The sequence below is a fragment of the Streptomyces coeruleoprunus genome, from assembly GCF_039542925.1.
Taxonomy (GTDB): domain Bacteria; phylum Actinomycetota; class Actinomycetes; order Streptomycetales; family Streptomycetaceae; genus Streptomyces; species Streptomyces coeruleoprunus.
Genome location: NZ_BAABIT010000001.1, coordinates 826,218 through 839,342, shown reverse-complemented (window position 1 = coordinate 839,342; position 13,125 = coordinate 826,218). Strand labels below are relative to the sequence as shown.

General features: G+C 73.2%; 7 protein-coding genes. 4 read left to right on the top strand and 3 right to left on the bottom strand.

Annotated elements, in window-relative coordinates:
* Positions 1-493: 493 nt before the first annotated feature.
* The gene (locus tag ABEB09_RS03930; protein WP_345687114.1) at positions 494-1,798 is read right to left on the bottom strand and encodes an ABC transporter substrate-binding protein; all 1,305 of its coding nucleotides are present in this window, start codon (positions 1,796-1,798) and stop codon (positions 494-496) included.
* A gap of 277 nt (positions 1,799-2,075) precedes the next feature.
* Here ABEB09_RS03930 and ABEB09_RS03925 point away from each other — a divergent pair, with 277 nt between their 5' ends.
* Positions 2,076-4,886, top strand: coding sequence for a glycosyl hydrolase (locus ABEB09_RS03925; RefSeq protein WP_345687112.1), 2,811 nt, complete (start codon positions 2,076-2,078; stop codon positions 4,884-4,886).
* A 69-nt stretch (positions 4,887-4,955) separates the two neighbouring features.
* Here the strand turns inward: ABEB09_RS03925 and ABEB09_RS03920 are convergent, their stop codons facing one another.
* Complete coding sequence (locus tag ABEB09_RS03920; RefSeq protein WP_345687111.1) at positions 4,956-5,996, bottom strand: LacI family DNA-binding transcriptional regulator; 1,041 nt, start codon at positions 5,994-5,996, stop codon at positions 4,956-4,958.
* Between the two features lie 168 nt (positions 5,997-6,164).
* On the bottom strand, positions 6,165-7,673 hold the full coding sequence (locus ABEB09_RS03915; protein ID WP_345693831.1) for a M1 family metallopeptidase: 1,509 nt from the start codon (positions 7,671-7,673) through the stop codon (positions 6,165-6,167).
* A 254-nt stretch (positions 7,674-7,927) separates the two neighbouring features.
* Between ABEB09_RS03915 and ABEB09_RS03910 the strand changes: the two genes are divergently transcribed.
* The 3 genes from ABEB09_RS03910 to ABEB09_RS03900 all read left to right on the top strand — a co-directional run bounded on the left by ABEB09_RS03910 (position 7,928) and on the right by ABEB09_RS03900 (position 13,124).
* The gene (locus ABEB09_RS03910; RefSeq protein WP_345687109.1) at positions 7,928-9,898 is read left to right on the top strand and encodes a Xaa-Pro dipeptidyl-peptidase; all 1,971 of its coding nucleotides are present in this window, start codon (positions 7,928-7,930) and stop codon (positions 9,896-9,898) included.
* Complete coding sequence (locus ABEB09_RS03905) at positions 9,895-11,199, top strand: M14 family metallopeptidase (protein WP_345687107.1); 1,305 nt, start codon at positions 9,895-9,897, stop codon at positions 11,197-11,199. The genes ABEB09_RS03910 and ABEB09_RS03905 overlap by 4 nt, the downstream gene beginning before the upstream one ends.
* Before the next feature lie 287 nt (positions 11,200-11,486).
* Positions 11,487-13,124: an ABC-F family ATP-binding cassette domain-containing protein gene (locus tag ABEB09_RS03900; RefSeq protein WP_345687105.1), complete on the top strand. Its 1,638-nt coding sequence runs from the start codon at positions 11,487-11,489 to the stop codon at positions 13,122-13,124.
* Position 13,125: the final 1 nt, after the last annotated feature.

The window sequence follows — 13,125 nt, the reverse complement described above, 5'->3', positions numbered from 1 at the left end:
CCACCCACCCCACCCCCCACCGGGGGTGAGCCGCCCGACAACGGGACGGGGGTGGTCCGGGGGTCGCGCGCGCAGGATTGGCGGTGCTGGGACGTTTTACGCTCCGGGGCCCGAGCGAGCCAATCTGAGCACGTGACCCCCGGGCCGCACCCGGACTCACCCACCGTCGTGGCGCGCAAGGGGCGGGACCCTCAGGCCGGGGGGCCGTTCCGTCGTTGTGCCCACCCGTTCCTCCCCCAAGGACTACGTCCAGGGGGGACCCCCATGCGGAACGACTGCCCACAACGACGGAACGGCGGCACCGGCGGCGCTGGCCCCACAACGGCGGAACGGCGGTACAGGCAACGCCAGCCCACGACGACGGAACGGCGGCCCGGTGCGGGCCCGCACCGAGCGGCCCCGGGCCCGCCGGGCGGGCAGCGCCCGGCGGGGGTTCAGGGGGGCGGAGCCCCGAGGGGGGCCGGGGGCGGAGCCCCCGGAGAGGGGGGCAACGTCAGCCGATGACGTTGGCCACGCCCTTCCTCGCGTGGTCCCAGGCATCCCCAGGCGCCGTCCCCTTCCGCTCCACCTCACTCAGCGCATTGGTGATCTGATCCGCCACGTTCTTGTCGTGCACCCCCAGCACCTGCACCGGCGCCGCCTTGGCCGCCTCGCCGAAGATCCGCCCGATGGGCGCACCGGAGAAGTACGGGTCCGTGGCGTCCGCGACCTGCGCGATGGCCCCGGTGGAGGACGGGAAGTTGCCCTGCTTGCGGAAGAGCTTGGCCTGCTGCTCGGGCGCCGTGAGCCACTTGATCAGCTCGTACGCCTCCTTCTTGTGCTTCGCCGCCCGCGGCACGGCCAGGTACGACCCGCCCCAGTTGCCGGCCCCGCCGGGCAGCTCGGCGATGTCCCACTTGCCCTTGCCGGCGTCACCGGCCTGGCCCTTGATGTAGCCGAGCATCCACGCGGGGCACGGGAGCGTGGCGAACGACCCGGCGGCGAACGCCTGGTTCCACTGCGGCGACCACTGGTCGAGCTTGGCGCTCAGCCCGGCGTCGGCGGCCCGGGTCGCGGCGTCCCACGCGGCCTTGACGGCCGGGTTGTCCTCGTAGATCAGCTTGCCGGAGGCGTCGTAGTACCGCTCCTTCTCCTGCCCGATCATGATCGTGAAGAGGCTGCCCACGCTGTCCAGCCACGCGCTCCCGGCGGGCGCCTTCGCCTTGTACTGCTTGCCCAGCGCCAGGTACCCGTCCCAGGTGGCCCACTTCTCGGCGAGTTCCTCGCGGTCGGTGGGCAGGCCGGCCTGCTTCAGCAGGTCGGTGCGGTAGCACATCGCCTCGGGCCCGACGTCGGTGCCGAGCCCCAGCACCCGCCCGTCCTTCGTGGTCGCCGCCGCCCACTTCGCCTCGGCGAACTGGCCCTTCAGCCCGTCCGCCCCGTACCGGTTGAGGTCCTCGAACTTGTCCGCCTGCTGCTGCGTGACGGACGCGATCCGGCCCACCTCGACGGCCTGCACGTCGGCGAGCCCGCCGCCGCCCGCGAGCCGCGTCTGCAGCGACTTCCAGTAGTCCTGCTCGTCCTCGGTGTCGGTCTGCTTGATCGTGACGCCCGGGTGGAGCTTCTCGTACTCGGCGTACAGCCCGGCCTCCTTGTAGCCGAACGAGCCGAAGAGGTCGACGGTCAGCGTGACCTTCCCGTCGGCGCCGTCGGACGCCCCGTCCGACGAGCCGGACCCGCACGCGGCGAGCAGTGCCCCCGTGAGCGCGACCGCACCGAGTCGGACGGCGGCCCTTCTGGCGGCTCGGGCGATAGGCATGAGAAGCCTCCCTTGGCTTCGAAAGAGCGTGAACCCCTTCCCAGAGAGCCTGAGAGCGCTCTCAGAAAGTGCTGTGAGCCTGCCCGCAGCGCCCTCCTCCCGTCAAGACTCGAACGCATAACACCTCGGTCCACAGCTCAACTCCGGCCTCTGTCACATGTATTGACATACAAGTTTCAGGAGTTTTACGTTCCAGGACATCTGAGAGCGCTCTCGGCAGCATGGCGCTGCATGGCGCCGAGCGCTCTCCCGCCGCCCTCACTCCGAGGTGACCCCCATGAGAACCCCCCCATCCCACCGGACACCCCGCACGGGCCCACCCTCCCTGCGGACGACCGGCGTCGTCGCCCTCGCCGCCACGCTGGCCGCCCTCGGCCTGACCGTCCCCGTCGCCGCCCCGGCCGCCGCCGCGACCGTCCCGGTCGGCGCGGGCGGTTACTCCGACACCCGCCCGCCCGGCACCTCGGGCCCCACCACCAACACCGGCACCCCCGTCACGCCCAAGGTCACCGCGGCCGCCCAGGGCAGGCCGGTGCCCACCAACGACTGGTGGTCGTCCCTCGCCTTCCAGCGCTACGGCGACAACCCCTACTCCACCCCCATGTACGGCCACCCCCTGACCTACCAGGCCACCGCCGCGGGCCTCGACATCGGCTACCCCACGGCCCCCGCGATCGTCGGCGAGGGCCGCCAGTACGAGTTCGCCCACAAGCGCGACCTCACGCTCGGCCTCACGGGGCTCAACTCACCCGACACCAAGGCCGACGCCTGGTCCGACTGGACCGTCACCCCCTACTGGTCCGACGGCACCCGCACCCTGCGCACCACCATCGGCCACGGCCTGCCCTTCGTCTACGCCAAGGGCAGCGGCGGCAGCGCCCGCGTCACCACCGCCACCACCCCCACCGTCTTCGCCGACCAGGGCAATGTCCTCGGCATCACCGTCGACGGCCACCACTACGCGCTGTTCGCCCCGACCGGCACCGACTGGACCGTGTCCGGCTCGACGATCACCGCCGGCCTCGGCGGCAAGGACTACTTCTCGCTCGCCGTCCTGCCCTCCACCGGGGCCCTGGCCGCCTTCAAGAAGTACGCCTACAGCTTCGTCACCGGCTCGCAGGCCGCCTGGAGCACGAGCGGCGGCACGGTCCGTGCCACGTACACGCTCACCACCCAGGCCCAGGAGGGCACCGAGACCGGCACCCTCCAGGCCCTCTACCGCCACCAGTGGCTGCACACCTCCGACCCGCTGACCGCGTACACGTACGTCTCGCCGCGCGGCACCATGAAGGTCCGCGAGTCCCGGACCTTCACCACCAGCCAGCGCGCCGCCGGTGTCCTGCCAGCCCTCCCCAAGGCGTCCGGCACCGACACGGCCCGGCTGCGCGGATACCTCAACGAGGTGGTGAACGCCGCCGACCCGTTCTCCGGCGCCACCGACACGTACTGGACCGGCAAGGCCCTCGGCCGCCTCGCCCAGCTGGTCCCGGTCGCCGAGCAGATCGGCGAGACCGGCACCCGCGACCGGCTCCTCGGACTCCTCAAGGGCCGCCTCCAGGAGTGGTTCACGGTGGGCGGCGCCTCCGAGTTCTCCTACGACCGCACCTGGCGCACACTGATCGGCTACCCGGCCTCCTACGGCAGCGACACCGAGCTGAACGACCACCACTTCCACTACTCCTACTACGTCTACGCGGCCGCGATCGTCGCCCAGTACGACCCGGCCTGGGCCGCCGACTCCGCCTGGGGCGGCATGGTCAAGACGCTCGTCCGGGACGCCGCCAACCCCAGCCGCACCGACGCGGCCTTCCCGTTCCTGCGCGGCTTCGACGTGTACGCCGGGCACAGCTGGGCGTCGGGCCACCAGGGCTTCGCCGCCGGCAACAACCAGGAGTCCTCATCGGAGTCCACGAACCTCAGCGCCGGCCTCGTCCTGTGGGGCTCGGCCACCGGCGACACCGCGCTGCGCGACCTCGGCACCTACCTGCTGACCACCGAGTCCGAGGCCATCGCCCAGTACTGGTTCGACGCCGACCAGCAGGTCTTCCCGGCCTCCTTCGGCCACGACACGGCCGGCATGGTGTGGGGGAGCGGCGTCGCCTACGCCACCTGGTGGACCGCCAACCCGGAGGAGATCCACGGCATCAACGTCCTGCCCGTGACCGGCGGCTCCCTGCACCTCGCCGCCCGCAAGGACGCCGTCCGCCGCAACATCGCCGAGATGGAGCGCGAGAACGGCGGACCCGCCGTCGAGTGGCGCGACATCCTCTGGGAGTTCCAGTCGCTCGCCGACCCGGCCGCCGCCAGGGCCAAGTGGGACGCCCAGAACGGCGCCTACACACCGGAGCAGGGCGAGTCCAAGGCGCACACCTACCACTGGCTCACCACCCTGGACGCGCTCGGCGCGCCCGACCCGTCCGTGACGGGCGACCTGCCGACCTCGGCGGTCTTCACCAAGGGGACGGTACGGACGTACGCCGCGCACAACCACGGCGCGAGCGCCCGGACCGTCACCTTCTCCGACGGCACCACGCTGTCCGTCCCGGCCCGCTCCACCGCCACGCGCACCGGAACGGGCGGCGGCGACCCGGGCGACCCCGGCCCGTCCACCGGCGACACCTTCCAGCTGCGCACCGGCGGCACCCTCACCACCGCCACCGGCGCCACGGCGGGCAGCGACACCATCCCCTCCGCGGGCGGCGCCAACTACGACGGCACCCCGCACCTGCCCCTCGTGTACGAGGCCAGGGGCGTCAACGGCACGCTCGAGCCCGGCGGCACCACGGCGTTCCGGCTCCAGGTGGACGCCGGCACGAACGTCGCGCTCGGCCAGCAGGCCAGGGTCAGCTACGACCTCACCGGGGACGGCACGTTCGACCGCACGGAGACGTACCAGTACTTCGCGACCGACCCGGTGGCCGGCTGGGAGGAGTACACGCAGGCGCGCGGGCTCAAGGCGGCGACCGGCACGCTGGGCGACCTCAGGAACGGCACCGTGCGCCTGGAGGTGTGGCACGCCATCGGCAACGGCACGGCCGGTCTCCGGACGGGCACGGACCGCTCGGTCCTGGTCATCCCGTACGCGTAGTCGTCACGCGGAGTCCGCACGCGCACGGCCCGTGCGGAGTCCGCGCGCGCCAGGACCCACGCGGAGGCCTCACGCGGAGGCCCGGCGGACCAGTTCCGTCGGCGTGATCACCGAGCCCGGGGCGCCCGCCCCGGGCTCGTCCTGGTTCAGGGTCCGCATCAGCAGCCGGACCATCAGCCGGCCCATGCCCTCGATGTCCTGACGGACGGTCGTCAGCGGCGGGTCCGTCGTCCCGGCCACCGACGCCATGTCGTCGAAGCCCACCAGCGCCACGTCCCGCGGCACCCGCAGCCCGCGCTCGCGCAGCACCCGCAGCGCGCCCGACGCCATCAGGTCGTTGCCCGCGAACACCGCGTCCACGTCCGGCCGGCGCTCCAGCAGCCCGGCCATCGCCCGGGCGCCGCTCTCCTCGGTGAAGTCGCCGTGGGCGACCAGCTCCGGGTCCGCGTCCAGCAGCACGTCACGGTAGCCGTCCAGCCGGTCCGTCGCCGACGTCTGGTCGCGCGGCCCGGCGATGTGCGCGATCCGGCGGCGCCCCAGCGAGACCAGGTACCGCACGGCCTCCCGGGCGCCGCCCCGGTTGTCGGCGTCGACGTACGGCACGGCCAGCTCCCCGTGCGCGCCCGGCCATCCCGGGCGGCCGCCGAACACCGTCGGGACCTGCGTCCGGTGGATCACCGACGGCAGCTCGTCGTCGTTGTGCACCGAGAAGGCCAGCGCCCCGTCGACATGGCCGCCGGCCAGGTAGCGCGCGACGCGCTCGTAGTCGCCGGGGCCCTCCACCCACAGCAGCACCAGCTGCGAGTCGTGCGCGGTCAGCTCGCGGCTGATCCCGCGCACCTGCTGCTCGAAGAACGGGTCGGAGAAGACCCGGAACTCCGGCTCCGCGATGATCACGGCCACGGCGCCGTTGCGCCGGGTCACCAGCGTGCGGGCGGCGTGGTTGGGGACGTAGCCCAGCTCCTCGACGGCCCGGCGGACCTTGTCCACGAGCGGCTGACGGACCCCCGCCCCGCCGTTCACCACACGGGAGACCGTCGCCCGGGAGACCCCGGCACGGGCCGCGACGGCTTCCAGAGTGGGACGGGCCCCAGGGGTCGAGTCGGGCAAGGGATGCTCCTCGGGGCGGCGCGGAAGGACGTACACCAGTCAGAATATCCGCTCGGACGCATTCTGAGAGCGCTCTCACCCGTCACGCGCGCGCAGGGCTCGGGCGGGCCCCCAGGCACGCACGACAAAGCCGCCGCCCCGGCGGGGGAGCGGCGGCCCGTCAGTCGCTCAGTGGTGGTGTCCGGTCTCGTGGATCGTGTTCGTCTCGGCGATCTTCTTCCACGACTTCGGCTGCGCGATCCGGCCGGCCGGGGCCTCGGACGCTGTCCGGGCGCCGGCAGCCGCCGGCGCGGCGGGCTTCGACGGCTGGTACAGCCAGGTGTCGAACAGCGCGTCGAGCTGCCGGCCCGACACGCTCTCCGCGTACGCCACGAAGTCCCCGACGTTCGCGTTGCCGTGCGCCCGCTTCGCCGGCCAGCCCTTGAGGATCGCGAAGAAGTTCTCGTCGCCGATCTCGCCCCGCAGCGCCTGGAGCGCCAGCGCGCCCCGGTCGTAGACGGCGCCGTGGAACAGGTTGTCCGCACCCGGGTCGCCCGGCTTCACCGTCCAGAACGGGTCGTCCGCCGCCCGCGTGGCGTACACGTAGTCCGCCAGCTCCTGCGCGGTGCCCTCGCCCTCCTTCTCGGACCACAGCCACTGGCTGTAGCGGGCGAAGCCCTCGTTGATCCAGATGTCCTTCCAGCCCTCGACGGAGACGCTGTCGCCGTACCACTGGTGGGCTATCTCGTGCACCACCACCGAGACGTTCGAGCCGTTCGCGAACTGGCGCGGGCTGTAGAACGGCCGGGTCTGCGTCTCCAGCGCGTAGCCGCTGGTCACATTGGGCACGTAGCCGCCGAGCGCGTTGAACGGGTAGGGGCCGAAGAGGCCTTCCAGCCACTCGGCGACCTCGGTCGTGCGCTCGATGCTGGCGCGTGCCGCGCCCGCGTTGGCGCCGAGGTCCTTGCTGTACGCGTTGAGGACCGGCAGGCCGTTCGCCGTCGTGCCCGTCGTGATGTCGAACTTCCCGACGGCGAGCGTCGCCAGGTACGTGGCCTGCGGCTTGTCGGAGCGCCAGTTGAAGCGCGTCCAGCCGATGCGGGACGACTGGGACTGCAGGACGCCGTTGCTGATGGCCTGGGTGCCGTCCGGGACGGCCACCGAGACGTCGAAGGTGGCCTTGTCGAGCGGGTGGTCGTTGGACGGGAACCACCAGGCGGCGGACTCCGGCTCCTGCGCGGCGACACCGCCGTCCGGGGTGCGGTGCCAGGCGGTCCAGCCGTCGATCCTCACGCTCGACGGCTTGCCCGCGTACCGCACGACCACGGTGACCGGCCGCCCCTTGGGCAGCGGGACGGCCGGGGTGACCTCCAGCTCATGGGCGCCGGACGTGGCGACCGCCGCCTTCAGCCCGTTCACCCGCACCTCGGTCGCGGTGAGCCCCAGGTCCAGGTTGAAGCGGGACAGGTTCTGCGTCGGCGTGGCCAGGATCGTCGCCGTACCCTCCAGCACATCGGTGGCCGGCTGGTACTTCAGGCGCAGGTCGTAGTGGGCGACGTCGTAGCCGCCGTTGCCGCTGGCCGGGTAGTACGGGTCGCCGATGCCTGCGGCGCCCGGCTCGAAGCCGGCCGCCGATGCCGGGATCGCCAGCAGCAGCGAGGCCGCGATCGCGCCCGGGGCGATCAGTCTGCGGTGCACGGGGAACTCCAAGTCGTCGGTGAGTGCGGTGTTCTGAACCCTATTCAGCTCCCCCGTCACAGTCATGTCCATGGCCTCCCGTGTCACGTGACTGTCATCCGGCCGACAGGAACCGCGCGCGTCGGCGTTCACCGCCATGCTCAATCGCCCTCTTTTGCCCGCGAGTTGACGGCTGTACCGTCCGCCGCATGCCGATACGAACGCGGAGACCCTTCCCCCAAGTTCTCGGCTTCGCTCGAACAGGGGGCACCCCCATGTCGAGCAGAGCCCTGGCCGTGGCGGCCGCGTCCGCCCTGATGGCCGTCCTCGTCCCGGCGGGCGGCGCCCACAGCGCCCAGCCGCCGGCCCCCCGCGAGTCCACCCCCGTCTACTCGTACGACAACGCCGTCCGCGAATCCGTCTGGGTCGACACCGGCCTCGACGGCGACGGCGACGGCAGGACCGACCGGGTGGCCGCCGACATCATCCGGCCGCGCGAGGCAGCCCAGCGGGGCCGCCGGGTGCCCGTCATCATGGACGCCAGCCCCTACTACTCCTGCTGCGGCCGCGGCAACGAGAGCCAGAAGAAGACGTACGACGCGAACGGCAACCCGGTCCAGTTCCCGCTCTACTACGACAACTACTTCGTGCCGCGCGGCTACGCCTTCGTCGCCGTCGACCTGGCCGGAACCAATCACTCGGACGGCTGCGTCGACGTCGGCGGCCGCTCCGACATCCTGTCCGCCAAGGCCGTCGTCGACTGGCTGAACGGCCGCGCCCGCGGCTACACCACCCGCACCGGCACCACCCGCGCCCGCGCGACCGGCTGGAGCACCGGCGCCACCGGAATGATCGGCAAGAGCTGGGACGGCACCATCGCCAACGGCGTCGCCGCGACCGGCGTCGACGGCCTGAAGACCGTCGTACCGATCGCCGCCATCTCCTCCTGGTACGACTACTACTTCGCCCAGGGCGCCCCCCTCTACGGCTCCGGCCCCGACTGGCTGTCGAACTACGTCAACAGCCCCGACGCCCGCACCCGCTGCCAGGCCGTGCAGCGCCGCCTCGTCGACGGCGCCCCGCGCACCGGCGACTGGACCGGCCTGTGGACCGAGCGCGACTACGTACGGGCCGCCTCCAACGTCAAGGCCAGCGTCTTCGCCGTGCACGGCATGCAGGACCTCAACGTCCGCGCCAAGCACTTCGGCCAGTGGTGGGACGCGCTGGCCGCCCGGGGCGTCGAGCGCAAGGTCTGGCTCTCCCAGACGGGTCACGTCGACCCCTTCGACTTCCGGCGCGCCACCTGGGTCCGCACCCTGCACCGCTGGTTCGACCACTATCTGCTCGGATACGACAACGGCATCGAGCGGGAGCCCATGGCCGACATCGAACGCGCACCGGACCGGTGGACCACCGACCGGACCTGGCCGCCCACCGGCACGGCCACCGCGGCGCTCCGCCCCGGCAAGGGCTCCGCGCCCGGCGTCGGCACGCTCGGGCTCGCCCCGGCGCCGGCCGGAGCGACCGAGACGTTCACCGACGACCCGTCGCTGAGCGAACTCGACTGGGCCGCCCGCGTCGACGCACCGACCCCGGAGAAGGCCGGGTTCGTCACCCGCCCCCTCACCACGGACCTGCGCGTCTCCGGCTCCGCCACCGTCACCGTCACGGCCACGCCCAGCACCACCAGCGCCCACCTCAGCGCCGTCCTCGTCGACCTCGGCCCCGACACCATCCGGGACTACGCGGCACCCGGCGAAGGCATCACCACCCTCACCGAGCGCACCTGCTGGGGCGCGAGCACCACCGGCGACAGCTCCTGCTTCAAGGAGACCCGCGCCAGGACCACGGACGTCGACTTCACCGTCGTCAGCCGCGGCTGGGCCGACCTCGGCACCTGGGCCGACCCGCACCAGGGCCGCCCCCTCACCCCCGGCACGCCCTACACCCTCACCCTCGACCTGCACGCCACCGACCACGTGGTCCCGGCCGGGCACCGGCTCGCCCTGATCATCGGCGGCACCGACGAGGACCTCATCGACCCTCCGTCCTCGACGCCCACGCTCACCCTCGACCTGGCCCGCACCACCGCACACGTCCCGGTGGTCGGCGGCGCACCGGCCTACGCCCGCGCCACGCTCCCCGGCGCCACGGCCCGCAGCGCCACACCGCCCGCCGCGCGCGACGGCGTCACCGCGCCGCGCCCGGCCCGCACGACCCCGCCCCTCCCCGGAGCCGCCCGATGAACCACCCCACCCGCGCACTCGCCCTCACGGCCTGCGCCGCGGCACTGACCCTCCCCCTCCTCACGGCCCCCGCCCAGGCGTCACCGTCGTCCGCGCAGGTCTCCGCGTCCGCGCCCCGCACCGGCTTCGAGGCCACCCGCGGCGCCCGCTGGACGAGCCTGGACGAGGAACAGCGCTTCCTCGCGGCCGTCGACCGCGGCAGCCACCGCGTGTCGACGAGCACCATCGGCACCACCCGCCAGGGCCGCCCCCTCCAGCTCGTACGCGTCGCCGCGTCCACCGCCCCCGCGACCACCGTGCTGCTGGTGTGCAGCCAGCACGGTGACGAGCCGTCGGGCCGCGAGGCGTGCCTCACCACGATCCGCGACCTCGCGTACGCCGAGGACCCGGAGACGCGCCGCTTCCTGTCCCGTACGACGGTGCTCGTCGTCCCCACCGCCAACCCGGACGGCCGGGCGGCGGACACGCGCGGCAACGCCGACGGCGTCGACGTCAACCGCGACCACCTCGCCCTGCGCACCGCCGAGGCCCGCGCCCTCGCCGCCGTCCTGCGCGACCACCGCCCGCAGGTCGTCCTCGACCTGCACGAGTACAGCGCCACCCCGCCGTACTACGCCAAGGACCTGCTGGCCCTGTGGCCGCGGAACCTCAACACCGACCGCCGCGTCCACGACGAGGCGCACACGCTGTCCGAGGCGTACGTACGGCCCACCGCCGAGCGGGCCGGCTTCGACAGCGGGATCTACGGCATCTGGACCGACCCCGTCACCGGCGAGCCGGTCCGCCAGGTCGCGGGCGACGGCCAGGAGCGCATCCTGCGCAACACCACCGGCGTCAAGCACGCGGTCGGCCTGCTCGTCGAGACCCGCGTCGAGGCGCTGACGGACGCCGAGAAGAAGGACCCGGCCGTCAACAACCGGCGCCGCTTCGACAGCCAGCTCGCCGCCCTGGACGGGGCGTTCACGTTCGTCACCGAGCGGCGGGGCGCGATCACCGCCGCCACCGCCGCGGCCCGCGCCGCCGGGTACGCGGACCGTGGGCCCGTCGTGCTGGGCGGCGCCGACAACGAACCGCCCGCGCCCGGCCAGGTGATCGAGGACCCGCCCTGCGGCTACCGGCTCACCACCGCCCAGTACGCCGCGACCGGCGACGAACTGGCCCTCCACGGCGTCCGCGTGGAACCCCGCTCCGACGGGGCGTTCGTCCCGCTGCGGCAGTCGCAGCGCGCCCTGGTGCCGCTGCTGCTGGACACGCGGGCCGCGTACCGCCTGACCGAGGGGGAGCCGGTGGACCGCTGCTGAGTGACGGAACCGGCCGTTCCAGGAGTGGCCAGTCGTTCCGCGTGGGGGTCGTGTCCGCGGATCTTCCCCTACCCCGCCCCGTCCCGAAACTGGGGGCCCCGGACCCTGTATCGCTCTCCCGAGCTCTTCGAGCAGGGGGACCCCCAGAACGGTGCTCGTCCTCAATCGCCGGAGGGCTGAAATCAGCCCTCCGGCGATTGAGGAGCGGGGGTTCGGCGGCGGAACCCCGATTCGGGAAGGGGCGGGGCGGGAGGGAGTCCCCGCTCTCGCCTAGGATCGACCCCCTGATGACTGCCACTCTCGTCGCCAAGGACCTCGCCGCCGGCCACGGCGAGCGCTCGCTCTTCTCCGGACTGGACCTCGTCGTCGCACCCGGCGACGTCATCGGCCTCGTCGGCGTCAACGGCGCCGGCAAGTCGACCCTGCTGCGGCTCCTCGCCGGCCTCGACGCCCCCGAACACGGCGAGCTGCGCCTGTCGCCGCCCTCCGCGACCGTCGGCCACCTGCCGCAGGAGCCCGAGCGGCGCCCGGGCGAGACCGTACGGGCCTTCCTCGCCCGGCGCACCGGCGTCGCCGCCGCGCAGGCCGCCATGGACGCCGCCACGCAGGGCCTCGTCGACGGCGCGCCCGGCGCCGACGACGCGTACGCCGCCGCCCTGGAGCGCTGGCTGGACCTCGGCGGCGCCGACCTCGACGAGCGCGCCGAGGAGGTCGCGTCGTCGCTGGGGCTGACCGTCGGCCTCGACCAGCCGATGACCGCCCTGTCCGGCGGCCAGGCCGCCCGCGCCGGCCTCGCCTCGCTCCTGCTGTCCCGCTACGACGTCTTCCTGCTCGACGAGCCGACCAACGACCTCGACCTCGACGGCCTGGAACGCCTGGAGGCCTTCGTCCGCGGCCTGCGCGCCGGCACCGTGGTCATCAGCCACGACCGCGAGTTCCTGGCCCGCACGGTCACCAAGGTCCTGGAGCTCGACCTCGCCCAGCAGCAGATCACCCTCTACGGCGGCGGGTACGAGGCGTACCTGGAGGAGCGCGATACCGCGCGGCGTCACGCGCGCGAGGAGTACGAGGAGTACGCCGACAAGAAGGCCGCGCTGGAGGGCCGCGCCCGGATGCAGCGGTCCTGGATGGACAAGGGCGTCAAGAACGCCCGCCGCAAGGCCGGCGACAACGACAAGATCGGCCGCAAGTTCCGCAGCGAGGCCAGCGAGAAGCAGGCCGCCAAGGCCCGCCAGACCCAGCGCATGATCGAGCGGCTGGACGTCGTCGACGAGCCCCGCAAGGAGTGGGAGCTGCGGATGGAGATCGCCGCCGCCCCGCGCTCCGGATCGGTCGTGGCCACCCTGCGGGACGCAGAGGTCCGCCGCGGCGACTTCACGTTCGGCCCCGTGTCCCTCCAGGTCGACTGGGCCGACCGGGTCGCGATCACCGGCGCCAACGGCGCGGGCAAGTCCACCCTGCTCGCGGCGCTCCTCGGCCGTCTCCCGCTGGACGCGGGGCAGGCGGCGCTCGGCTCCGGCGTCGTGGTCGGCGAGGTCGACCAGGCGCGGCGGCTGTTCCACGGCGAGGAGACGCTCCTCGACGCGTTCTGCGCGGCCGTCCCCGACACGGAACCGGCCGACGTGCGCACCCTCCTCGCCAAGTTCGGCCTCAAGGCGGCGCACGTGCTGCGCCCGGCGACGACGCTCTCACCGGGCGAGCGCACCCGCGCGGCCCTCGCCCTCCTCCAGGGCCGGGGCGTGAACCTGCTGGTCCTCGACGAGCCGACCAACCACCTGGACCTGCCGGCCATCGAACAGCTGGAGTCGGCGCTCGACACCTACACCGGCACGCTGCTCCTGGTCACCCACGACCGCCGCATGCTGGACACGGTCCGCACGACCCGCCGGATCGAGGTCGCGGACGGCAAGGTCACCGAGGTGTGAC

What these genes read in the sequence shown, in the direction of transcription:
- ABEB09_RS03925 (WP_345687112.1), top strand. Translation starts at nt 2,076, where the DNA reads ATGAGAACCCCCCCATCCCACCGGACACCCCGCACGGGCCCACCCTCC.
- ABEB09_RS03905 (WP_345687107.1), top strand. Translation starts at nt 9,895, where the DNA reads ATGAACCACCCCACCCGCGCACTCGCCCTCACGGCCTGCGCCGCGGCA.
- ABEB09_RS03910 (WP_345687109.1), top strand. Translation starts at nt 7,928, where the DNA reads ATGTCGAGCAGAGCCCTGGCCGTGGCGGCCGCGTCCGCCCTGATGGCC.
- ABEB09_RS03900 (WP_345687105.1), top strand. Translation starts at nt 11,487, where the DNA reads ATGACTGCCACTCTCGTCGCCAAGGACCTCGCCGCCGGCCACGGCGAG.
- ABEB09_RS03930 (WP_345687114.1), bottom strand. Translation starts at nt 1,798, where the DNA reads ATGCCTATCGCCCGAGCCGCCAGAAGGGCCGCCGTCCGACTCGGTGCG.